We start from the raw sequence: 22,705 nt of genomic DNA on the forward strand, positions 1-22,705 counted from the left end.
ACCTTCAACCGGAAAGGACCTCCACCATGTCTTTCTACACTTCACTCACCGGCCTGAAGAACGCCCAGACCGATCTTGGCGTCATCAGCAACAACATCGCCAACGCGGAAACCAACGGCTTCAAATCGAGCCGTACCGATTTCGCGGATATCGTGGCCACCACCGCGCAGACCTCGCCGACCATGACCATCGGCATCGGCGCGCAGGTTTCGGCGATCAAGCAGAACTTCAAGGCCGGCGCCACCGACCTGACGGGCAACGCACTCGACGTCGCCATCACGGGCGAAGGCTTCTTCACCACGCGCGATGGGGTAACGGGCAACACCTATTACACCCGCAACGGCTCGTTCGACCTGGACAGCAACGGCTATATCCATGACGACACGAACAACCGCCTGCAGATCTATGCTCCGGGCGGCTCCACGCTGACCGACGCGCAGATCCCGCTGACCAACGGTGCCGGTTCGGAATATGCCGGCATCACCATCGCCGAGAACGGCGATGTCACGGCGTCCTACGCGGATGGCTCGAACACCGTGATCGGCACGGTCGCGCTGGCCTCGTTCACCACGCCCACCGGCCTGCGCCAGGAAGGCTCGTCGAACTGGAGCGCGACCGGCATTTCCGGCCCGGCCGCTTATGGCACGCCTTCGACCGGCAAGTACGGCGGGCTTCTCGCCGGCGCGGTCGAGCGTTCGAACGTCGACATCGCCGAGGAACTGGTCGGGCTGATCACGGCCCAGCGCAATTTCCAGGCGAACGCGAAGGCGATCGATACGGCCACGCAGATCTCGCAGACCGTGATCAACCTGCGGAGCTGAGGCTAAACCATGGACCGCCTGATCTACACCGCCTATTCGGGCATGAGCACGTCAATGACGAAGCAGCGGATGATCGCCAACAACATGGCGAACTCGCAGACCGTGGGCTTCCGTGCCGAAATGCTCACGACCACGCCGATGACCCTGAAAGGCCCCAGCCTGGAGGCGCGGGCCATGACGGACGGCGAGGTCTATGGCGCGGACATGAAGCAGGGAGCGATCATCGCGACGAACAATCCGCTGGATATCGCGATGAACGGCAAGACCATGCTGACGGTCCAGGCGGACGACGGTTCCGAGGCCTATACCCGTCGTGGCGATCTTTCGGTCGACGCGACCGGGCTGCTCGTCAATGGCGACGGGCGGCCGGTGATCGGCAGTGGAGGGCCGATCACCGTGCCGCTCGGTTCGAAGATAACCGTCGCGCCCGACGGCAGCGTCATGGCCGCCGACCCGGCGACGCCTGACACCCCGCCGCAGGTGGTGGACCGGATCAAGCTGGTCAGCACCGATGGATCGCCCATCAAGAAGGGCATCGACGGCTTCTTCCGCGTCGAAGGCGGCGGCGTGCTGCCCGGCGATGAGGATGCCCGCGTCGTGACCGGATCGCTCGAGCAGTCGAACGTCAATCCGGCCGACGTCCTGGTCCAGATGATCGAGGCGCAACGCAGCTTCGACATCCGCACCAAACTGATCTCGACCGCGCGCGAGGTCGATGAAAACAGCGCCGCGCTCATGCGCATCAGCAGCTAACGGAGTACCGAACGATGCCCAGTTCAGCCCTTCACGTCGCCCGCACCGGGCTTGAGGCGCAGGACACGCGGATGCGCGTGATCGCGAACAACCTCGCCAACGTCGGGACGACCGCCTTCAAGCGCGATCGCGCCAACTTCGCCACGCTGGCCTATCAGGACGCGCGCGTCGCCGGCCAGCAATCGTCGAACGAAACCGCCTATGCCACGGGCCTCAACCTCGGCACCGGCGTCGGCATCCAGTCGACCACGCGCATCGAATCGCAGGGATCGCTGCAGAACACCGACAACGCGCTGGATCTGGCGCTCGATGGCGATGGCTTCTTCCAGGTGACTCTGCCGGGCGGTCAGCTGGCCTATACCCGCGCGGGCAACTTCAGCCGTTCGGCCGAAGGCCAGCTCGTCACCGCGCAGGGCTATGTCGTGCAGCCCACGATCACGATTCCGGAAGGCGCATCGGCGATCACGGTTGCCCAGGACGGCACAGTATCGGCCACGCTGCCGGGCAACGCCGAACCGACGCAGCTCGGTCAGTTGACGGTCGCCAGCTTCGCCAACCCGGCAGGCCTGCGCGCCAGCAGCGACAACTTCCTGATGGAAACCGCCGCCAGCGGCACCGCGCAGATCGGCATTCCCGGCGACAACGGCCGCGGCCACATCAAGCAGGGCTTCCTCGAAGCGAGCAACGTCAACGTGGTGCAGGAGCTGGTCGACATGATCGAGACCCAGCGCGCCTACGAGATCAACTCCAAGATGATCTCCGCTGTCGACGAAATGCTCAAGAACGCGAACCAGACGCTGTGACCATGATGCTTGCTCCCTTCAATCGCGCGCGCGCCGGCAAGGCCATGCTTGTCGGTGCGGCGCTGCTCGCGCTGAACGTCGCAGGCCCGGCATGGGCCGGTCGCAAGCCGCCGGTCGGCTTCGGCGCCACCTTGCCGCAGCAGCCCGCCCCGCGCCCCGCGGACGGCGCCATCTTCAATGCGTCGGCTGGGTATGCGGGTCTGGTCGAAGGGCGCCGCGCCCACGCGGTCGGCGATCCGCTGACAATCGTGCTGGTCGAACAGATGACCACCTCGAAGTCGGCCAGTTCCAAGACCGACCGTGCCGGCAGCGCCAATATCGTACCGCCGAGTGCAGGCCCTTTGTCGTTTCTTGACCCCAACGCCCTTAAAGCGTCGGCCGGATCGTCGTTCAATGGCAAGGGCAATGCCGCGCAGACGAACTCTCTCGGGGGTTCGCTGTCCGTCACGATCGCGGAAGTGCGACCGAACGGCACCGCCCTCGTCAGAGGGGAAAAGCGCTTGCTGTTGAGCCAGGGTCAGGAATGGGTTCAGTTTTCCGGGATCGTGCGCCTTGGCGACATCGACCAGAACAACAGCCTCGTTTCGACGCAAGTCGCCGACGCGCGGATCGAATATGCCGGAAACGGCGCGATCCAGCGGGCCAGCCGTGAAGGTTGGCTCAGCAAGTTCTTCAACATTCTCAGCCCCTTCTGAGGCTTTCCTCGAGGTCCGTCATGCGCCGCCTGCTCCTTCCCCTGACCGCCGCCTTCGCCGCCGCGCTCGCCGCTGTCGCCCCCGTGGCGGCCCATGCCGAGCGCGTGCGCGATCTGGGCGCGTTTCAGGGCGTCCGCACCAACCAGCTTACCGGATACGGCATCGTCGTCGGGTTGGCCGGAACGGGCGATGACAACCTGGAATACCTGACGCAGGCGATGAAAGGCACCGCTGGCAGGCTGGGCGTGCAATTGCCGCCGGGCGTGTCGCCGGGCCTCAAGAACGCGGCCGCCGTGCTCATCACCGCCGACCTGCCCGCCTTTGCCAAGCCCGGCCAGCGCATCGACGTTACCGTCTCCACGCTGGGCAAGGCCAAGTCGCTGCGCGGTGGCGCGCTCATCATGACGCCGCTCTACGGCGCGGATGGGCAGATCTATGCGATGGCGCAGGGCAACCTGGCTGTCGGCGGCCTGGGCGTCGCCGCCAAGGACGGTTCACAAGTCACCGTGAACATTCCCACCGTCGGCCGGATCGCCGAGGGCGCAAGCGTGGAACGCGCGGTCGCCACCGGCTTCGACGACAACCCGATCCTGCGCTGGAACCTGTTCAACGCGGACTTCCTGACCGCATCGCGCGTGCGCGACGCGATCAACGCGCGCTATCCCGGCATGGCTTCGGTGGAAGACGGCGTGACCCTGGCGCTGCACCTGCCCGAAGGCGCCGACGCGCGTGCGAGCACGATGGCCGCTGTCGAGATGATCGAGGTCAACCCGGCCGAAACCCCCGCGCGCGTGATCGTCAACAGCCGCACCGGCACCGTGGTGATCAACAGCGCCGTGCGCCTTGCGCCGGCCGCGATCAGCCACGGCAAGCTGGTGGTGAAGATCGACGAAAAACCTCAGGTTTCGCAGCCCGCGCCCTTCAGCAACGGCCGCACCACGGTAACGCCGAACAGCCAGATCGACGTGCAGGAACAGCAGGCGCACGTCGCCCTGTTCAAGCCGGGCGCCTCGCTGTCGTCGATCGTCGATGCCCTCAACAAGCTGGGCGTCACGCCCTCGGACCTCGTCGCGATCCTGGAAGCGCTGAAGCAGGCCGGATCGCTCAAGGCGGAAATGGTGGTGATATGAGCATTCTCCCGATCAACGTCGGCGGCGTGGTATCCGCCGCCACCGACGCCCTCTCGACCGAGCGCGGGAAACTGCGCCAGGCGGCGCAGGGTTTCGAGGCGATTTTCCTGCGGCAGATGCTGTCGGCGGCCCACAAGACGAATTTTGCCGGCGAGGACGATCCTTTCGCGGGCCGTGGCAACGAAACATTTACCACGATGCGCGATGAACAGTTCGCCGACATCGCTTCCAAGACGGGCACGCTTGGTTTCGCCAAGCAGATCGAGGCGCAAATTGCCGCCCGCTTCCCGCAGGCTTCGGCGAAAAAGGAGTAACCGGCGATGTCGTCAGACCTTCTCTCGATTGCCCGCAGCGGCGCGAAAGCTGCGCGGATCGCGCTGGACGTCACCGCCCAGAACATCGCGAACGCGTCGACGGAAGGCTATGTCCGCCGCACGGCCAAGATGTCCGAGGTTTCGACCACGGGCTATTTCGGACAGACGTCCGACGTTTCGCTGTCGGGCGTCCGCGTCAGCCAGGTGGTGCGCAACGCCGATGCCTTCCGGCAATCGGAAGTGCGCCGGACCGGCTCCGACACGGCGCGCGCCGATGCGGAAGTAACCGGCCTCAGCAACGTCGAAACGGCGCTGGAACAGTCCAACGTCTATGATTCAATCACGTCGTTCGAATCCACCCTTCAGAAGCTGAAGGAAGATCCGACCGACAGTTCTCTGCGCGCATCCGTCGTGGAAAGCGCGCGGACGATGACCAACACCTTCCAGATCGCCTCGCAGCAGCTCGATGCGGTGGGCAACGGCCTGCACTTCGAAGCCAACGCGGGCGTGACCGAGGTGAACCGCCTGGCGCAGGAACTGGCCCGCACCAACGTCCGCCTCGCGCGGGCATCGGACGCGACCAGCGACCAGACCTCGCTGCTCGACCAGCGCGACAATCTGTTGCAGCAGATGAGCCAGTACGGCGACATCGCGACCACGTTCTCGCCGGACGGCACCGTGAAAGTGCAGATCGGCGGCGCCGCCGGCCCCGCGATCGTCAACGGCGGGTCCACCGACGCGCTGGCCGCCGCGACTGCCGCGGACGGCACGATCACGTTCTCGACAGCGTCGGGCGCCAGCGTTGCCCTTTCCGGCGGTTCGCTGGCCGGCCAGAACCTCGCGCTCGGCAAGCTGTCGCAACTTCATGGCGATCTCGATGCGCTCGCGGCGAACATCGTCACCACGGTGAACGGCGTCCAGACCGGCGGCGTGGACGTGGACGGCAACCCCGGCGTGGCCATGTTCTCCGGCACCGATGCGGCCAGTTTCTCGCTGGCGCTGACAAACGGCTCGCAAATCGCCACGGCTCCGGCTGGCTCAGCGGCCAAGAGCCTCGACACGACGAACCTTGACGCGCTGCGCAACGCGCTCGGCAACGCCGACCCGGCAGGCAAGATGGACTCGATCCTGTTCGACGTCTCGTCGGCCGTATCGGGCCGCACGGTCACGCGCGACGCACTGAAGACCATTTCCGATTCCGCCAAGACCACGCTGGCCGCACAGTCCGGCGTCGATCTCGATAGCGAGGCGGTGAATCTCGTCCGTTACCAGCAGGCGTTCCAGGCATCTGGGCGCGTCATGCAGGTAGCCTCCAACATCTTCGACACGCTGATAGGCATCAGGTGATATCATGACCACTTTCGCTACCAGCACCAGCGCGTTCTACAGCCGCTCGACGCTCGACCTCACGTCGCTTCGCGCCCAGGCGGAAAAGCTGCAGACGCAGATCAGTTCGGGCAATCGGCTGACGACCTCGTCGGACGATCCGGTCGCGGCATCACGGCTACGCGCGCTGTCGCGCACCGACACGCTGTCCAAGATCGATACCGACGCCGCCAACCGCGCGACATCGGATCTCAATCTGGCGGATTCGGCGATGACCGAGTTTTCCAACACGATCATCCGCGTGCAGCAGCTGGCGACGCAGGCCGCGAGCGGCACGATGTCCGACACGCAGCGTTCGAGCATCAGCACCGAGCTGAAGCAGTTGCAGGGCAACCTTGTGGCGCTCGCCAATACGCGCGATTCCGCCGGGCACGCGCTGTTCGGTGGCCAGACGGGCGGCGATGCCTACACTGTCGATGCTTCGGGCAACGCCTCCTATATCGGTACCGGTTCGGCCGGGCAGCTTGCGCTCGGCGACGGGCAGACCGTCACGCGCGGCGTGACCGGTCCGGAATTTCTGTCGTTCAACGTGAACGGGACGCAGACCGACATCATGTCGGTAGTGAAGACCCTGTCCGACGCGCTCGACGCGGGGGGCGCCGGGGCCACCACCGCCGCCAACAATGCGCTGACGTCGCTCCAGGCGGGGCTGGATTCGGTCACCACCGCGCAAACGGTGGTCGGTTCGCGACTGTCCTGGATCGACATCAACGTCCAGCGGCAGACCGCGATGGCCACATCGCGCGCGACCGAACAGAAGGACATCGGTGGCACCGACATCACCGAAGCCTTCACGCGGCTGCAGGAACTTTCGACCGTGCTCGAAGCCAGCCAGGCAAGCTTCACCAAGCTTTCGGGCCTCTCGCTGTTCAGCATGTTGAGCTGATCCCGAACCACACCGCTTTCGAATTCTGAAGGGTTGAACTTCCATGTACGCTGGTATCGGCATCATTATCCTGCTGGTCATGGTCTTCGGCGGCTTTGCCATCACTGGCGGCGCGCTGGGGCCGGTCATGGAGGCGATCCCGCACGAAATGCTCATCATCGGCGGCGCGGCTGTCGGCGCGCTGGTCACGGGCAACTCGATGCACGAGCTGAAGGCGATCGGCGGCGGTTTCGCCAAAGTGTTCAAGGGGCCGAAGCACACCAAGCAGGATCACATCGACGCGATCATCCTGTGCACCAAGCTGATGAAGATCCTGCGGTCGGACGGGCCGGTGGCGCTGGAAAGCCATGTCACCGATCCCGCCAGCTCGCCGATTTTCGCGGAATTTCCGCGACTTCTCGCCAACAAACCCTTGATTTCGCTGATCTGCGATACGCTGACTCTGATCGTCGTCTCCTCCGGCACGCTGGAAGTGCACGCCGTCGAGGACGTGATGGATCACGCGATGAAGACGCACTTCCATGAAGAAGCCGAACCGCAGCACGCGCTGCAGGGCCTGGCCGACGCCCTCCCCGCGCTGGGTATCGTCGCGGCGGTTCTGGGCGTCGTGAAGACCATGGGCTCGATCGACAAGCCGCCGGCCATCCTGGGCGGCATGATCGGTTCGGCGCTGGTCGGTACCTTCATGGGCGTGCTTCTGGCCTATGGCATCGTCGCCCCGCTGGCGAGCCGCCTCAAGCAGGTGCTCGATCAGGACGAGATGATCTTCCAGGCGGTCAAGCAGGTCATCATCGCTTCGCTTCACGGGTGGCCGCAGCCGCTGGTGGTGGAAAGCGCGCGGTCGGGTCTTGGCCACGCCTTCCGCCCCGGCCTGTCCGAACTGCTCGACGCGCTGCGCGGCCGCTAAGGGAAGGCTGAACCCATGGCCAAACCTCCCAGAGGCAAGAACGAGCCGCCTCCGGCGCCAATCATCGTCAAGAAGGTGACGGTGGTAGCCGGCGGCCACCATGGCGGCGCGTGGAAAGTCGCCTACGCCGACTTCGTGACCGCGATGATGGCCTTCTTCCTGCTGCTGTGGCTGCTGGGCGCAACCACGGAGAAGCAGCGCAAGGGCCTTGCCGACTATTTCACGCCCACCTTGGTCAAGATGAAGGAAGGCGAAGCCGGCTCCTATGGCCTGCTCGGCGGCTCCTCGATCACCGACGCGGACAACTATCCGCACAAGGCCGCGCAGACCGGCACCAAGACTCTGACCGTGCCGCGCGACGCCACCGGCGGCGCCAAGGATGGCGGATCGAAGGCCAAACGCACGGCCGTCGAGAAGAAATTGCAGGAAAAGCTGGCCGCCAACGCCAAGCTGCGCCAGCTTGCCCGGCAGGTCCGCATGGTGGACACCACCGAAGGGACGCGCATCGACCTGGTCGACGACGCCAACTTCTCGATGTTCCGCCTCGGCACCACGCTGCTGACGCCCGACGCGACCGAACTGTTGCAGGCGATCGGCCAGGCGATCGGCCCCGATCCATCCGGCATCACCGTGCGCGGCCATACCGATTCGGTGCAGTGGAAGCCCGGTCAGGCCGCCAACAACTGGTCGCTTTCCGCCGGCCGCGCGGAAGCCACGCGACAGGCACTGATGCACCAGGGCGTGGCCGAAAGCCGCTTCCGGCGGATCGAAGGCGTTGCCGACCGCGAACTGCTGGTGAAAGACAACCCGTCCGATCCGCGCAACCGCCGGATTTCCATCCTGCTGGTGAACTGACGCCTGTCCTTCAGGTTTCGCCGAAAATGTCCCGCTGCGCGCTTTCGAGTTTCTCGAAATAGCGCCGGCGGGCATGGCGTTCGGTAACCACGCCGACGACGTGGTGGGCGGCATCGACCACCACCATTTCGTCCACTCCCAGCCGATCGAACAGGGCCAGCATCTCCTGAATGCCCGTCTCGGGATGCAGCGTGGTATCGACCAGCGTGGCTACTGAACTGACCAGGCCATCCAGGGCGAGATCGGACCGATAGACCAGCGCCGTGGGAACGATCCCGCGATAACGCCCTTCGCGATCGACAAGCACGGCCTTGCTGGCCGATCCCAACGGAATCGCCGCGCGAAACGCGGCAATGGTGCTGTCGTCCGCGATGCTGACCCAGTCCTTGCGCATAATGCGGCCGGCGTGAAGGTCCACGACCCAGCTGATGTCGCGCGGACTTCGCACGATCGATCCGCGCACGTGGAGACGCCAGGTGGAAAAGGAATACCCGAAGGCTTCGCGCGTGACGGCGCTGGAAATAAGCGATGCGGTCAGCACCACGCCCATCAGCGCGAAATCGTGCGTGGTTTCCAGCATCAGCATGGCCAGCGTCATCGGACCACCCACCACGGACACGCTGAATGCGGCCATGCCCACCAGTGCCGCATCGTTGGAATCGATCGCCAAGCCCGGAAACAGCATGTTGCCCACACCGGCAAAAATCTGTCCGACCAGTGAACCGAGGAACAGCGAGGCGAAGAAAAGCCCCCCGCGGAAACCGAAGCTGAGCGAGATCACGGACGCCGCGATCTTCAGGGCCAGCACGGTCAGCAGAAACATGATCGGCGGATGCAGCAGAAGGTTGAGGTGCAGCGCGCCATGTCCGGCCGACAGCGCCTGCGGCGAGAGCCAGGCGATCGGCATGAGCAGGAGGCCGCCGATCACCGGCCGCCACACGCCGATGCGCGTCCAGGCTTGCACCACCAGTTCCATCGCCGTGACCAGGCGCATGACCACGATGCCCATGAAAGCGCAGACCAGTCCGAGCGCCGCATAGACAAGATAATCGGGCGTGTGCAGCACCCGGTCCGCCGTCGTCGCGATCAGATAAGGCTCCACGCCAAGCAGGCGCGTGACGAAGACGGCTGACAACGCGGCCGTGACCACCGGTGCGATCGCGGCCGGGGTGTAGGTTCCGATCACGATCTCGAAGGCATAGAACGCGCCGGCCAATGGCGCGCCGAAAGCCGCGCCGACGGCCGCGCCGGCCCCTGCCCCGGTCAGCGTGCGCAGATCCGCGCGGCGCAGCTTGAACCATTGCCCCAGCGCGGAGGCGATGCCGCCGCCCATCTGGGCATAGGCGGCTTCGAGCCCGACCGAAGCGCCCGCACCATTCGATACGATGGTCTGCCCGGCGATGATCAGGCTGTCGGACAGTGGCAACCGCCCGCCATGCAGCGCATTCGCCTCGACCACGTCGATCAGCGTCCGGCGGCGGCGATGGAGCCATCGCGCCATGAACACCAGCAACAACCCGCCGATCGGCAGCGCCAGCAGGCGCCAGGGGTGATGGATCGATCCGAGCGCGCTCAGGCGGTTGATCGTGACGCCATAGAAGAAGTGCTGGATGCCGTGCGCCAGGAACTGCTGCGCATTGGTGAGGATACCGGCCGCAAGCCCGGCCAGCAGCGCGAGCACGATAAAGGCCGCCTCGCTTTCGCGCAGGCGGCGGCGGAACCGGATGGCGGCGGACCGCACGAGATATTTGCCAGACGAAGCCACGGCTTCGGCCAATCGCCTCGCGCGCGCGGAGTCAAGAAGGCAAGACGCATGTCCGCGCTGAAAACGCCAAAGGCCCGGCGATCTCGCGATCGCCGGGCCGCCACCTGGTGGAGGCAGGTGTCAGGTTGCGTCAGGCTTAGCGGAGCAGCGAGAGAACGTTCTGCTGGCTCTGGTTGGCCTGGGCGATCATCGCCGTCGAAGCCTGGCTCAGGATCTGGGCCTTGGCGAGCGCCGTCGTTTCCGCCGAGTAGTCGGTGTCCTGAATGCGCGAGCGGGCATCCGACAGGTTCGTGACGTTGCTGGTCAGGTTGTTGACCGCCGACTGGAGGCGGTTCTGGCCGGCACCCAGCGTCGAACGGGCGCTGGAGATCGATTCGAGTTCGGTGTCGAGCGTCGACAGAAGGCCATTGGCCGCCGTCGCCGTCGAAACGTCATAGGAACCGGCCGCACCGCCGCTGGCAGCCAGCGTGGTCAGGTCGGCCATCGAAAGGTCAACCGTGTCGCTGGCGTTGGCGCCGGCCTGGATCTTCACCGTCGCGGTCGAACCGTCGAACAGAGCAACACCGTTGAACTTGGTGTTGGTGACGACCTGGTCGATCTGCGAGGTCAGCTGGTCGACTTCCGTCTGCATGTAAGCGCGGTCGGTGGTGTCCTGATAGGTGCCCGAAGCCGACTGGGTGGCCAGTTCGCGGATACGCTGCAGCATGTTGGTGACTTCGCCCAGCGCGCCTTCAGCCGTCTGCGCCAGCGAGATGCCGTCGTTGGCGTTGCGGATGCCCTGGTTCATGCCAGTGATCTGCGAGGTCATCGAGGTGGCGATGGCGAGGCCGGCGGCGTCGTCCTTCGCGCTGTTGATGCGGGTGCCGGTGGACAGGCGCTGCATGGCAGTGCCCAGCATCTGGCTGGCCGAGTTCGAAGCGTTCGCCGCGCGCAGTGCGCTGATGTTGGTGTTGATAACGGTCATGTCAGTCTCCAGTGAGGATCGTTCCCGAGAGGACCGCCGAGTCACGGGGATAACGCGGCTGTCGAGGCAAAGACCGGCATGGGGATCGGGTTTTTAAGGGGAAAAAATGCGCGGCGTGCAAAAAACTACGCTCAACGCCTAAGTACGAACACTGAGGTTAATGGTTCATTTAGGATTTAGAGGCAAACCGTCACCAGATATGGTTAAGACGGGGGCCATTAACATGGATCAACATACGGACGGATTGAACGTCTCTGAACAAGCCGGAAGCGTTAACGCGCCACTGGTTCAGCGGGCGGATGCTATTGTCGGGAGCTTCGGCAGCAGCGCTGGTACGTATGTGTACGCATCGGAAGAATGCGTGCAGCATGATCCCAGAAAGATCGCGATCGCCCTTGAACGCGCACCGCACAACGAACTGATCCGCGCGCCGGGAGGCCGCCAGTTCACGCTGCGCTATGTCGATGGAGCTTCGGAAGGCGCGCTCGCCGCGCTGCTTGCCTGTGCCGCCCCCGCCGGCACGCCCGTAGCCGCCGATCCAGAAAGCCTCTCCGTCCTCGCCCTGGCCGAACGCATCGCCGCGAGCGACATTCCCGTGCTCATCAACGGCCCGACCGGAACCGGCAAGGAAGTGTTGAGCCGCTTCATCCACGATCGTTCGCGCCGCGCCGACAAGCCATTCATCGCCATCAACTGCGCCGCGATGCCGGAAACGATGCTGGAAGCGCTGCTGTTCGGTCACCAGAAGGGCGCCTTCACCGGCGCCAACGCGGCCAGCGAAGGTTTCTTCCGCGCCGCCGACGGTGGCACGCTGCTGCTCGACGAAATCGCGGAGATGCCGATTTCGCTCCAGGCAAAGCTGCTGCGCGCCCTGCAGGAAGGCGAAGTCCTGCCGCTGGGTGCGACGCAGCCGGTCAAGGTTGACGTGCGCGTGATCGCCTGCGCCAACCGGGATCTGCCGCTGGAGGTCGAGGAAGGCCGCTTCCGCGCGGACCTTTACTACCGCCTCAACGTTTTCCCGCTCTCGCTGGGCGCGCTGTGCGAGCGCCCGGAAGATATCGCGCCGCTCGCCTTCGCGATGATGCTGCGCCACGTTCCGCGCGGCATGAACACGCCGTGGATTTCCGATGCCGCGATCACGCTGCTGGCCCAGCACACCTGGCCGGGCAACGTCCGCGAACTGGAAAACGTGGTGCGCCGCGCGCTGCTTCTTGCAGGCGATGCGCCGGAAATCCTGCCGCAGCACATCGTGTTCGATCGCCCTGCCCGCCTGGTCACTGATCGCAACGGCGCGCAGGCCGCACCGATGCCGGGCACGGTGACGCCGATCAACCCGGCAGTACCGGCCGCGCCCGCCGAAATCGTCGCGGACGACATGGGCGCGTCCGGAGCCAAGCTTTCCAACATCGTTCAGATTTCCGAAGCGCGGGCAATCCTGGCCACGCTCGAGGCCTGCGGCGGCAGCCGCGTGGCCGCGGCACGCCAGCTCGGCATTTCGGAACGCACGCTACGCTATCGCCTTGCCAGCTTCCGTGAAGCCGGCATCGCAGTCGCTGGAGGTCGTCGATGAGTGGTATCAACGGAATCGGCGGAAGTGCCGCCGGGGTGCAGCAGATCATCGCGCTGCGTCAGCAGATCATTGATCGTTCCAACCTGCTTCAGCAGATCCACAAGCCCGATGCAGCCGCGTCGGGCGCGGCCGAGACCCAGAGCAGTGGTCCGGCCGGCGGTTTCACCGAAGCACTCAAGTCCGCGCTCGACAGCGTCAGCGCCACGCAGAACAAGGCGGAGGCGGTCAGCGAAGCCTACGAACGTGGCGAAGTGACCGATGTCGCGAAGGTTATGCTCGCTCGGCAGGAAGCCGGCGTCGCCTTCGAAGCCACGCTCCAAGTTCGCAACCGCCTGCTGTCCGCGTACCAGGACATCATGCGGATGGGGGTCTGATAAATGAGTGACCTTGTTCCCGCTGTCGCTGGCGGCAGTACTCCTTCTGTGCTGACGCCGCTGACCGATCCCGCGCTCGGCGGCGCTTCGGCGCGGCTGCGCGCCTTCATGGGCCAGACGTCGGTTCGCCGCGCCCTGCCCTGGTTTGCCGGCATGTCGGCAGCCGGGCTTGCCGGCGTGCTATGGATGACCATGGCCCCTGCCCCGCAGCGGATGCTCTATTCGCAGCTTTCCGACAACGAACGCGCGCAAGTGGTCGCCGCGCTCGACAAGGCGTCGATCCCCTACACGATCGACAATTCAACCGGCGCGATCACCGTGCCGGAAAGCGATCTTTACAAGGCCCGCATGGTCGCTGCCTCGGACGGGGCGATCGCCGCGCCCGAAACCGGGCAGCAGATGATCGACAAGCTGCCGATGGGCGCCAGCCGGACGCTGGAAGGCCAGCGCCTTCAGGCCGCGCGCGAGCGCGAGCTGGAACTGACGATGATGGAAATCGACGGCGTGGAAGCCGTGCGGGTCCATCTTGCCGAACCGGAAAAGTCGGTGTTCGTGCGCGACAACGTGGCGCCTTCGGCATCGGTCATGGTCAAGCTTGCCCGTGGCCGCCAGCTTTCCGACAGCCAGGTTTCCGCGATCGTCAATCTGATGGCGGGGTCGGTGCCCGGCCTGTCGGTCGATTCCGTGAAAGTGATCGACCAGCACGGCCGCCTGCTGTCCGCCGCCAAGGCGGGTGATAGCGACCGCATCGAAATCCAGGGCCGCATGGAGGACAAGCTCCGCCAGCAGGTTTCCCAGTTGCTGACCCCGATGCTGGGCGACGGCAACTTTTCGAGCGAGATCCAGGTCGATCTCGACATGGACCAGGTGACCTCGGCCCGCGAAAGCTATGACAAGCAGGGCGCGGTCCGCACGGAATCGCAGTCCGCTTCCCAGTCGGCCGGAGCGGCCGGCGCGATCGGCGTACCGGGCGTACTGTCGAACACGCCGCCACCCGCGACCACCGCCCAGCCGGGTGCGCCGCAAGGCACGCCGGCGCAGGGGGCGCAGGCCGCCAACGGCCAGGCGCCGGGAACTCCGGGCACGCCCGGAACGCCCGCCGCACCGTCCTCCAATGGCGAAAGCTCGTCCACGCGCACCTACGAACTGGGCCGCGAAGTGGCCGTGTCCAACGTGGCGCCGGGCAAGATCAAGCGCCTGTCGGTTGCCGTGGCAGTGAGCCAGGAGGCGATGGCCAAGGCCAAGCCCGCCGATATCGAACAGATCAAGCAGCTCGTCAGCGCCGCCGTGGGCGCGGACCCGACGCGGGGCGACCAGGTCGCCGTTGCCATCCGCAGCTTTAAGCCGGCGGTTGTCGAAGCGCCCAAGTTCTACGAGACGCCGTGGTTCGCCACGATCCTGCGCAATGCCGTTGCCCTGCTCGCGGTGCTGCTGGTGCTGCTGCTGGGCGTGCGCCCGCTGATCAAGGCGCTGAAGCGCGATCCGGCCGCATCGAAGCGCAGCAAGGCTGAAAACGACGATGAAGAGGCAGCGGAGGATGGCGAAGGCGCCGTTTCCGCCCCCAAGCCGCTGGTCGCCAAGGCCGATCTGCGCCCGGCGCAGGACGCCTCCACGGGCGTCGTCGATACCGAACTGCTGAGCCGCCAGGTTGGCATCGCCCAGCGGCTGGTGAAGGAAAAGCCTGACAGCGCCGTTGCCGCCCTGCGCCAGATGCTGAAGGAAAATACGGAGGAAGCGGTATGAGCGACCTGTCTCCCATCAGCGGCGCCGAACGCGCCGCGGTGATGGTCATGCTGCTTGAGGACGAGCAGGCCGCGGAAATCCTTGGCCAGCTGGAACCCGAAGAGCTGCGGACGCTGGGCGAGAAGATGTGCGCGCTGGGCGAGATCGGCCCGATGGCGATCGCGCAGGCGATCACCGGCTTCGTCGAACGCACCGAACGCCTTGGCCTGACCGCGCACGACCGCATCGGCCAGGTCCGTTCGCTGATGACCCGCGCCGTGGGCGAGATCAAGGCGGAAAGCCTGATGCAGCGCATCACGCCGGCCGACCTGCCGCGCACCTCGCCGCTGGAACTTGCGCGCTGGCTGACGCCCCAGGTGCTGACCCCGCTGATCCGCGACGAACATCCGCAGGCGATCGCGGTGCTGCTGGTGCAGCTTGACCCGGAAGTGGCCGCCGCCGTGCTGCACGCGCTGCCGGACAACATCCAGCCGCAGGTCGTGCACCGCATCGCCACCCTGGGGCCGGTTTCGCCGGATGCCATCGCAATGCTCGAACAGATGCTGAATCGCCGGATCGGCGAATGCCATGGCCAGTCGGTGATGACGATGGGCGGGCCGCGCGAAGCGGCCGACATCATCAACGCCGCCGCACGCGCGGTCGAAAAGCGGGTGATGCCCGAGATCAACAAGATCGACAAACAGCTCGCCAAGCAGATCGAGAACGAGATGTTCAAGTTCGAGCACCTGTTCGTGCTCGACAGCAAGTCGATGGGTTCCCTGCTGCGCGAAGTGGACAGCGACACGCTGATCGCCGCGCTGAAGGGCATTCCGGACACGCAACGCGAGGTGTTCTTCGACGCCATGTCCTCGCGCGCCGCCGATGGCGTGCGCGACGAGATCAACGAGCGGGGCCGCATGAAGATGGCCGAAGTGATCGAGGCGCAGAAGGCCATGGTCACGGCCGCGCGCCGGCTGGCTGCCGAAGGCGTGATCGTGTTCGGCGCGAGCGACGACGATTATGTCTGAGCCGACCCGCGCGATTGCGCTTTCCGCATTGGCGGAACGGCGCGTAGGCTTTGCCCCGGACAAGCGCTTCGTTGGTGGCGGCCGCATGGAAGTATCGCCGCTGGCGCGTCGCGCCCACACGCCGCCTGCCCCCGTTGTCGAACACGTCCCCGAACCGGAACCGGAAAATCCGGTCACCCGCGCTTTCGCGGATGGCTATGCCAAGGGCCACGCCGAGGGACGCAGCGCCGCCGAAGCAGAAGCCGCGATCGCCGACGCAACGCGCCACCGGATCGAAATGGCGATGACGCGGATGGATGGCGATCAGCTTGCGTTGCTGCATGAACGGCTGCGCGAAACGGTTCTGGCCTTGTGCCAGTCCGTGCTGGACGAAGCCGCCATCGCGCCCGATCGGCTGACCGAACGGGTCCGGATCGCCGCCGGAATGCTCGCGCGCGCGCAGGACGCGCGCGTGATCAGGCTGCATCCCGAGGATCTCGCGCTGGTTGCCCATAACCTGCCCGAAGACTGGCACTTCGAACCCGATCCCGCCCTCGAACGCGGCTCCATCCGCGTGGAAGGCGCACAAGGCGGCGTCGAGGATGGGCCGGAACAATGGCGCATCGCATTGCAGGAGGCGCTTCGCGCATGTTGAATCCCGCGCTCGCGCCGGACGCCATCCCTCCTTCCCGCATGAACCCCGCCCTGGCGATGCTCCACCGCTTCGCCGCGGCGGATCCGGACCTGGCGCCTGCGCGCTATGGCCTGCTGACCGCCTGTGATGGCGGCATGCTGGAAGTGACCGGACTATCCGTGCCGATCGGCACGCAGTGCCGGATCATGCACGGACGCGGTTCGCTGGCGGCCGAGGTCATCGGCTTTCGCAACGGCAATACCCTGATGATGCTGCTCGGCGATCCCGTACTGCTGCGCCCCGGCGCGCGCGTGCGGCCCGAAGGCCGCCCCGGCATGTTGCCGGTGGGCGAAGCCTTCCTGGGGCGCGCGGTCGATGGCGAAGGCAAGCCGATCGATGGCGGCGCCCCGATCGTTGCGCAGAAGGAATGGCCTTCGGGCGGCGTCCGCGCCGGCGCGCTGGATCGCAGCCCGGTCCGCCAGACCTTCGATACCGGCGTTCGGGCGCTCAATGCCATCACCACGTTCGGCGTTGGCCAGCGTATCGGCATCATGGCCGGTTCCGGCGTCGGCAAATCGGTCCTGCTCGACATGGTCGCGCACGGGGCCGAAGCGGAAATCGTCATCGTCGGCCTGATCGGCGAGCGCGCGCGCGAAGTATCCGATTTCGTCGAACGTCACATGAATGGCGAGAAGCGGTCGCGCAGCGTCGTGGTGGCCGTTCCGGCGGATCACGCGCCAAACCTGCGCATTCGCGGGGCGTTGCTCGCCACCAGCCTGGCCGAATACTTCCGCGCGCAGGGCAAGCGCGTCCTGCTCATCATGGACAGCCTGACTCGCGTGGCCCATGCCGGGCGCGAGATCGCGCTGCTGCTGGGTGAACCCGGCGCGGCGCGCGGCTATCCGCCGTCCGCGCTGGCGACGATCACCAAGCTGGTCGAACGCGCCGGCAACTCTGCCGCCAGTGGCGGTTCGATCACCGGACTCTACACGGTGCTGGCGGACGGCGACAACCAGGACGATCCAGTGGTCGATACCGCCCGCTCGATTCTCGATGGTCACGTCGTGCTCTCGCGCGATCTCGCGCAGCGCGGGCAATATCCGGCGATCGACATCGCCGCCTCGCTCAGCCGCGTGATGAACGACATCACCGCGCCGCAGCACCAGAAGCTGGCGCGCGATTTCCGAGCGCTGATCGCCAGTTACGAAGCCAATCGCGATCTTGTGCTGATGGGAGCCTATCGATCGGGCGCGGACCCGCAACTGGATCGCGCCATCGCCATGCATGACGAGCTGACGCAGTTCCTGTGCCAGCCCGCGCCCGAAATCGTCCCGCTCGATGCGAGCGTCGCCGCGTTGACCAAGCTGCTGGACCATGAAGGCTGAACGCGCCAAACTTGCGCGCCTGCAACGCCTGGAACGCATCCGCGACATCGCGCGACGGAATGCGCTGGTCGAAGCCGGGCTCGCGGAGGGCACCCTTGCCCAGTTGCAGGGGCTGGCCGAACGCACCGCGCGCATGTCGCTCGACTATGCCGCGCGCAGCGATGCCCAGGACGCGGCCGCGCTCCAGCACCTGCACCAGTTCGTGCGCGGGCTGGACGAGGTTACCAATGGAACCCGCGCCGACATGGAACGGGCGCGCGCCATCGCCGATGCCAAGGCGCGCGAAGCCGCTGAAGCCGAACGCAGGCGGGCCGCGGTGGAGGACAGGGTCGAGGCCCAATCCCAGCTAATTGCCCGCAAAACGGCGGCCAACACCGTGGCATTGACGGCAAAAAAGGCATTTGGCACGAACCTTGAATAGAAGATCGCGGAACCACCAGGGAGTCCGCGATGTTCGAAATAGCCGCCTTCAATTCTGCGACGGCCGCGCGTGCAGGCAGCGATGCCGCACTGTCCGCGATCGACGAGAATGCAGGCAGTCCGGCATTTCAGGCCGTTCTGGATCAACGCCGGGCGTCCGCCGCTCGCAATGCGAACGATGATCGTACCGCGTCCACCGCACGCGATACGGCAAAGCCGGCAGACGATTTGCCGGCAAGCGGCAAAACCTTGCCGGTTGCCGGCAAGGCATCCGGCAACGATGACGATGACGCATCCGAAAAGGACGAGGATCGCAAGGATGCCGAGGCCAAGGCAGCGGCAAGCATCGATCCCTCGCTGATCGCCAGCCTTCTGCGGCAAACGCAGGCGAACGGAAACGCCGCTGGCGCTTCCGAAGCCACCGCTGACGGAAGCGCGGCCGCAACCGCTCCCGCCCTGCCCGTCGCCATCGCGCAAACGGCCAAGGCCGCTGGCGCGCAGATCGCCGGTGCCCTGGGCATTCCCGAAGACGTCGCGACCGCCAAGCTCACGCTCGAACCGCAAGGCGCGGCACCGGCGGCGACCACCAGCGACAAGGCTCAGGCCGCCGCCCACGCCGCAGCGCCGCAGACGGCGGACATGCTGGCGCAGGCGATGGCGCCTTCCGAAACCTCCCACAAGGCACAGTCCGCCACGCTTGCCGCCGCCGTCTCCGCCACCAAGGTAGAGAGCGATGCCCTGCCGACCGACGGCTACTCGCTTGCCGCCGTTCAGAGCGCGCCGGTCAACGCCGCGCAGCCCCAGGGCGCCGCGCCAGCCAACGGCGCTTCGGCGGCACAGCCCGTCAACTTCGCCACGCTGGTGGAAACGATCGCCCGCGCGAAGGAAGAAGCCGGCATTGGCACGGTCGGCGTCTCGCTCGCCCACGCCGAATTCGGCAAGGTTTCGCTGCAGTTCCGCCAGGAACACAATGGCCTCTCCGTTGCGATGAGCAGCGCCGACCCGGCCTTTGCCCCTGCCGTGGCCGCCGCCAGCCGCGCAGAAGCCGGCTCCACCAACGCCGACGCCAACGCGCCGCGATCGGAAGCGCAGCAGCGCCACGCCGGCGGCCAGACGCAGACCTCGGCCGACGGCGCGAACGCGCAGGGCCGCCATGGTCGCGCGCCGATCGCCGATACGCTTCCCCGGACCGCCGCGCCGCGCGTCGGCGGTCAGGAAACCACAACCGATCCCAACGCTGACGGCATCTACGCCTGACGCGCCCCACCATTCCACGAATACCGATCGAAGGACCTCGCATGAGCGATAAGAAGGACAAGGAAGCCAAGCCGAAGAAGGGCGGTGGCATGATGATGAAGATCGGCATGGCCGTTGGCCTGATCGCCGTCGGCGGTGGCGGGGCTTACGGTCTTGTCGCGGCCGGGATCATCGGCGGCTCGCACGAAGCCAAGAAGGAAGACAACACGCCCAAGCTGATCCGCAAGGGCGCCAAGGATCCCTTCGCGCCCGTGGCCAAGGAAGGCGAAGGTGAGGGCGCGGCGGCCGAAGGCGCCGAGGGTGACGGCGGCAGCGAATACCGCACGCTTTACTTCAGCTTCGCCGAGGATTTCACGTCGAACCTCAGGGATTCCGACGCGCTTGTGCAGACCAGCATCGCCGCTTCCACGCGCCGCGACTATCGCGTGATGCTGTGGCTCAAGAAGCATGAACTGGCGCTCCGATCCGCGATCCTCGCCGATCTGGCCGACACGCCCGAAGCAGACATCCACACTGCCGAAGGCAAGGATCGTCTGCAGAAGCGGCTGACCGCCACGATCAACAAGGTGCTGACTTCGGCCGAAGGTTTCGGCGGAGTCGACGCGGTCTATTTCAAGACTTTCATCGTCCAGTAAGGCAACCATGAAGCCAGAACGCGCCTTTATTGCCGAACGCCCGCTGGCCCAGCACAGCGAAGCGTTGCTGCGCCCCGGTCCCGGACCGGCGGAACTGATCCCGGCGCTTTCCCGCGCCACGGAACGGTTCGCCCGCTCGCTCCGCGTCGCGCTTGCACCGCTGCTGGGCAACGAGGGACCGCAGGTGGCGGTTGCCGAACCGACGAGCTGCAACTTCAAGGAATTCGTCACCACGGTTGAATCGCTGGCGGCGAACAGCCTGATGGCAGCCGGTTCCCAGGCTGCTCCGCTGCTCTGCACGATCGAGGCGGAAGCGGTGCTCAGCCTGGTGGACCGCGCGTTTGGCGGCCGCGGCCAGGTGCCGGAGGTGCTTCCCCGCGAATTCCCCCTGTCGGCGGAACTGATGATCGACCGGCTGGAACGCCAGATCGGCATCGGGCTGGCCGCCGCGCTGGGATCGAATTCGGCGGACGCCGTCCAGCCGATCCGCCGCGACAGCAGCCTGCGTCAGCTCCACCCCTTCCCGGCGGCGACGCAACTGGCCGTGCTGACCGTGTCCGTGACGGAGGAAGGCCTTGCACCGTGGACCATGCGGATCGCTTTCCCGCTGACCACGCTGGCGCACCTGTTCGGGCATGGCGAGAAGCCGCCGATCGCGCGCACCCGCGTTGGCCCGGCCGATCCGTTGTCGCAACCGTTCGCGGACATGCCGCTGCCGGTCAGCGCGCTGCTGGTCGATGTGGCACTGCCGCTTTCCACGATATCATCGCTGGAAGTGGGACAAATCCTGTCCTTGCCGATCGCCCGCAACATTCCGGTCCGTGTCGGCAAACGAACGATCGCGCACGGAACGCTTGGCTCGGTCGATGACCGGGTCGCCATCCAGATCACCAATCCTTCCTGATTTTGCCAGACCACACGCATTCGAACGAGGCACCCCATGAGCTTTATTCCCCGCAGCTTTGATCTTCTGAAGGACGTGGACGTCCGCCTGACCGTGGAACTCGGTCGCACCGAAATGAAGTTGAAGGACGTTCTCGGCCTGAGCGAGGAAAGCGTCATCATGCTTGACCGCCAGACCGACGAACTGCTCGACGTCATGGTCAACGGCAAGCTCATCGCGCGCGGCGAAGTCGTGGCGCAGGGCGATCGCTTCGGCCTTCGCATCGTCGAGCTGGCAGGCGACGCAACGCCTGTCGCCTTCACCGGAAAGGGCGAGGCCGCCTGATGTTCTGGTATATTCTCAAGCTGCTGATCCTGCTGCCACTGATCGGCGGCCTGGCCTGGGCCAGCCTGAAGTTCGCCAAGCGGATGGAAGGCAAGTTCGGGCAGGGACAGGGCACGCGTTCGGTGAAGATCATCGAAACGCAGATGCTCTCGCCCACCCTGCGGCTTGCCGTGCTGGAATTCCACGGTCGCGAAATCCTCGTCTCGGCCTCGAAGAACGGGCTTGTTGCCCTGGCGGAAGCGCCGGCGCGCAGCGCCTCGCACGAGCCGCTGATCGACACCACGGCCTGACACCGCCTACCCGCAGGATCTTCTTCGCATGCGTATCTTCGGCCCCATGGCATCCGCCCTGTTCAGCGCGTTCCTGGCCATTTCCCTGATTTTCGGCAGCGTGCCGGCCGCCCATGCGCAAGCCGTGGCGCCCGCTTCCGCCGCCCCCGCTTCCACCATCGCAGCGCAGGCCGCGCCCGCTTCGGCCCCGGCTGCCGCAACCCCGTCGCCTTCGGCCGTTTCGGGCGCGCTCGACCGCGCCTTCGGCCAGATGGCCGGCAACCAGCAGGGTGGCAGCCTTTCGCTGTCGCTGCAGCTCCTGCTCATCATGGGGCTGCTCACGATCCTGCCTTCGCTGGTTCTGATGATGACCAGCTTCACCCGCATTCTCGTGGTGCTGGCGATCCTGCGGCAGGCGCTGGGGCTTCAGCAGTCGCCGCCGAACCAGGTGCTGATCGGCCTTTCGCTGTTCCTGTCGCTATTCGTCATGGCGCCGACGCTGGACAAGGTGAACGCCAACGCGATCCAGCCCTATGCCGCCGGCACGATCAACGCCGAGCAGGCGATCAGCGCGAGCGGCAAGGAATTCCACGCCTTCATGATCCGGCAGACGCGCGAGCACGATCTGTCGATGTTCGCCGACATGGCCCACGCGCCCAAGTTCACCAACGCCGCCGACGTGCCCTTCTCGATCCTGCTGCCGGCCTTCGTGACCAGCGAGTTGAAGACCGCCTTCCAGATCGGCTTCATGCTGTTCCTGCCCTTCCTGGTGATCGACCTGGTGGTTTCATCGGTGCTGATGAGCCTGGGCATGATGATGATGTCGCCCACGGTGATATCCTTGCCATTCAAGCTGTTGCTGTTCGTTCTTGTGGACGGGTGGGCACTGTTGATGGGCAGCCTTGCGGCCAGCTTCGGCTAGGAG

General features: G+C 65.9%; 25 protein-coding genes. 23 read left to right on the top strand and 2 right to left on the bottom strand.

Features of this window, described 5'->3' with window-relative positions; translation table 11 throughout:
- The first annotated feature begins 26 nt into the window (after positions 1-26).
- The 10 genes from B3547_RS20380 to B3547_RS20425 are packed head-to-tail and all read left to right on the top strand — an operon-like array spanning position 27 to position 8,550.
- Entirely contained in the window at positions 27-821 is a 795-nt protein-coding gene (locus B3547_RS20380; protein ID WP_194920058.1) for a flagellar hook-basal body protein, read from the top strand.
- Positions 822-830: 9 nt separating this feature from the next.
- On the top strand, positions 831-1,574 hold the full coding sequence (locus B3547_RS20385) for a flagellar basal body rod protein FlgF (RefSeq protein ID WP_125954935.1): 744 nt from the start codon (positions 831-833) through the stop codon (positions 1,572-1,574).
- Between the two features lie 14 nt (positions 1,575-1,588).
- Positions 1,589-2,377 (top strand): flagellar basal-body rod protein FlgG, encoded by a 789-nt coding sequence (gene flgG / locus B3547_RS20390; RefSeq protein WP_124809246.1) that lies wholly within the window; start codon positions 1,589-1,591, stop codon positions 2,375-2,377.
- Positions 2,378-2,382: 5 nt separating this feature from the next.
- Entirely contained in the window at positions 2,383-3,072 is a 690-nt protein-coding gene (locus tag B3547_RS20395; protein WP_414690597.1) for a flagellar basal body L-ring protein FlgH, read from the top strand.
- Between the two features lie 20 nt (positions 3,073-3,092).
- On the top strand, positions 3,093-4,202 hold the full coding sequence (locus tag B3547_RS20400) for a flagellar basal body P-ring protein FlgI (RefSeq protein ID WP_194920056.1): 1,110 nt from the start codon (positions 3,093-3,095) through the stop codon (positions 4,200-4,202).
- Positions 4,199-4,516 (top strand): rod-binding protein, encoded by a 318-nt coding sequence (locus B3547_RS20405; protein ID WP_124809249.1) that lies wholly within the window; start codon positions 4,199-4,201, stop codon positions 4,514-4,516. Before B3547_RS20400 ends, B3547_RS20405 begins: the two co-directional genes overlap by 4 nt.
- A 6-nt stretch (positions 4,517-4,522) precedes the next feature.
- A complete protein-coding gene (gene flgK, locus B3547_RS20410) occupies positions 4,523-5,863 on the top strand; it encodes a flagellar hook-associated protein FlgK (RefSeq protein WP_124809250.1) in 1,341 nt (446 codons plus the stop codon).
- A 4-nt stretch (positions 5,864-5,867) separates the two neighbouring features.
- Complete coding sequence (locus tag B3547_RS20415) at positions 5,868-6,788, top strand: flagellar biosynthesis protein FlgL (protein ID WP_124809251.1); 921 nt, start codon at positions 5,868-5,870, stop codon at positions 6,786-6,788.
- Between the two features lie 43 nt (positions 6,789-6,831).
- A complete protein-coding gene (gene motA, locus B3547_RS20420; protein WP_124809252.1) occupies positions 6,832-7,695 on the top strand; it encodes a flagellar motor stator protein MotA in 864 nt (287 codons plus the stop codon).
- A 15-nt stretch (positions 7,696-7,710) separates the two neighbouring features.
- Complete coding sequence (locus B3547_RS20425) at positions 7,711-8,550, top strand: flagellar motor protein MotB (protein ID WP_124809253.1); 840 nt, start codon at positions 7,711-7,713, stop codon at positions 8,548-8,550.
- A gap of 10 nt (positions 8,551-8,560) precedes the next feature.
- Here the strand turns inward: B3547_RS20425 and B3547_RS20430 are convergent, their stop codons facing one another.
- A complete protein-coding gene (locus tag B3547_RS20430) occupies positions 8,561-10,315 on the bottom strand; it encodes a chloride channel protein (RefSeq protein ID WP_292966503.1) in 1,755 nt (584 codons plus the stop codon).
- Between the two features lie 136 nt (positions 10,316-10,451).
- Complete coding sequence (locus B3547_RS20435) at positions 10,452-11,279, bottom strand: flagellin (RefSeq protein WP_125954931.1); 828 nt, start codon at positions 11,277-11,279, stop codon at positions 10,452-10,454.
- 361 nt (positions 11,280-11,640) lie between these two features.
- Between B3547_RS20435 and B3547_RS20440 the strand changes: the two genes are divergently transcribed.
- From B3547_RS20440 to fliP, 13 genes are read left to right on the top strand one after another with little or no spacing between them, the layout of a single operon-like run.
- A complete protein-coding gene (locus B3547_RS20440) occupies positions 11,641-12,849 on the top strand; it encodes a sigma-54 interaction domain-containing protein (RefSeq protein WP_223806612.1) in 1,209 nt (402 codons plus the stop codon).
- A complete protein-coding gene (gene fliE, locus B3547_RS20445) occupies positions 12,846-13,223 on the top strand; it encodes a flagellar hook-basal body complex protein FliE (protein ID WP_124809256.1) in 378 nt (125 codons plus the stop codon). The genes B3547_RS20440 and fliE overlap by 4 nt, the downstream gene beginning before the upstream one ends.
- Before the next feature lie 3 nt (positions 13,224-13,226).
- Positions 13,227-14,966, top strand: coding sequence for a flagellar basal-body MS-ring/collar protein FliF (gene fliF / locus B3547_RS20450; protein ID WP_292966508.1), 1,740 nt, complete (start codon positions 13,227-13,229; stop codon positions 14,964-14,966).
- Positions 14,963-15,973, top strand: coding sequence for a flagellar motor switch protein FliG (gene fliG, locus B3547_RS20455; RefSeq protein WP_124809258.1), 1,011 nt, complete (start codon positions 14,963-14,965; stop codon positions 15,971-15,973). Before fliF ends, fliG begins: the two co-directional genes overlap by 4 nt.
- Entirely contained in the window at positions 15,966-16,607 is a 642-nt protein-coding gene (locus B3547_RS20460; protein ID WP_292966511.1) for a FliH/SctL family protein, read from the top strand. Before fliG ends, B3547_RS20460 begins: the two co-directional genes overlap by 8 nt.
- A gap of 56 nt (positions 16,608-16,663) precedes the next feature.
- Positions 16,664-17,971: a FliI/YscN family ATPase gene (locus B3547_RS20465; RefSeq protein ID WP_370449684.1), complete on the top strand. Its 1,308-nt coding sequence runs from the start codon at positions 16,664-16,666 to the stop codon at positions 17,969-17,971.
- Entirely contained in the window at positions 17,961-18,392 is a 432-nt protein-coding gene (locus B3547_RS20470; RefSeq protein ID WP_124809260.1) for a hypothetical protein, read from the top strand. Before B3547_RS20465 ends, B3547_RS20470 begins: the two co-directional genes overlap by 11 nt.
- 29 nt (positions 18,393-18,421) lie before the next feature.
- The gene (locus tag B3547_RS20475; RefSeq protein WP_292966515.1) at positions 18,422-19,648 is read left to right on the top strand and encodes a hypothetical protein; all 1,227 of its coding nucleotides are present in this window, start codon (positions 18,422-18,424) and stop codon (positions 19,646-19,648) included.
- Between the two features lie 41 nt (positions 19,649-19,689).
- Complete coding sequence (locus tag B3547_RS20480) at positions 19,690-20,283, top strand: flagellar basal body-associated FliL family protein (RefSeq protein WP_124809262.1); 594 nt, start codon at positions 19,690-19,692, stop codon at positions 20,281-20,283.
- A 7-nt stretch (positions 20,284-20,290) separates the two neighbouring features.
- Positions 20,291-21,187 (top strand): FliM/FliN family flagellar motor switch protein, encoded by an 897-nt coding sequence (locus B3547_RS20485; protein ID WP_124809263.1) that lies wholly within the window; start codon positions 20,291-20,293, stop codon positions 21,185-21,187.
- A gap of 36 nt (positions 21,188-21,223) precedes the next feature.
- Positions 21,224-21,511, top strand: coding sequence for a flagellar motor switch protein FliN (gene fliN, locus B3547_RS20490; RefSeq protein WP_124809264.1), 288 nt, complete (start codon positions 21,224-21,226; stop codon positions 21,509-21,511).
- Complete coding sequence (locus B3547_RS20495) at positions 21,511-21,801, top strand: flagellar biosynthetic protein FliO (protein WP_124809265.1); 291 nt, start codon at positions 21,511-21,513, stop codon at positions 21,799-21,801. Before fliN ends, B3547_RS20495 begins: the two co-directional genes overlap by 1 nt.
- 28 nt (positions 21,802-21,829) lie before the next feature.
- Entirely contained in the window at positions 21,830-22,702 is an 873-nt protein-coding gene (gene fliP, locus B3547_RS20500) for a flagellar type III secretion system pore protein FliP (RefSeq protein WP_124809266.1), read from the top strand.
- Positions 22,703-22,705 lie beyond the last annotated feature (3 nt).

The sequence above is a fragment of the Novosphingobium sp. UBA1939 genome, assembly GCF_002336885.1.
Lineage (GTDB): Bacteria > Pseudomonadota > Alphaproteobacteria > Sphingomonadales > Sphingomonadaceae > Novosphingobium.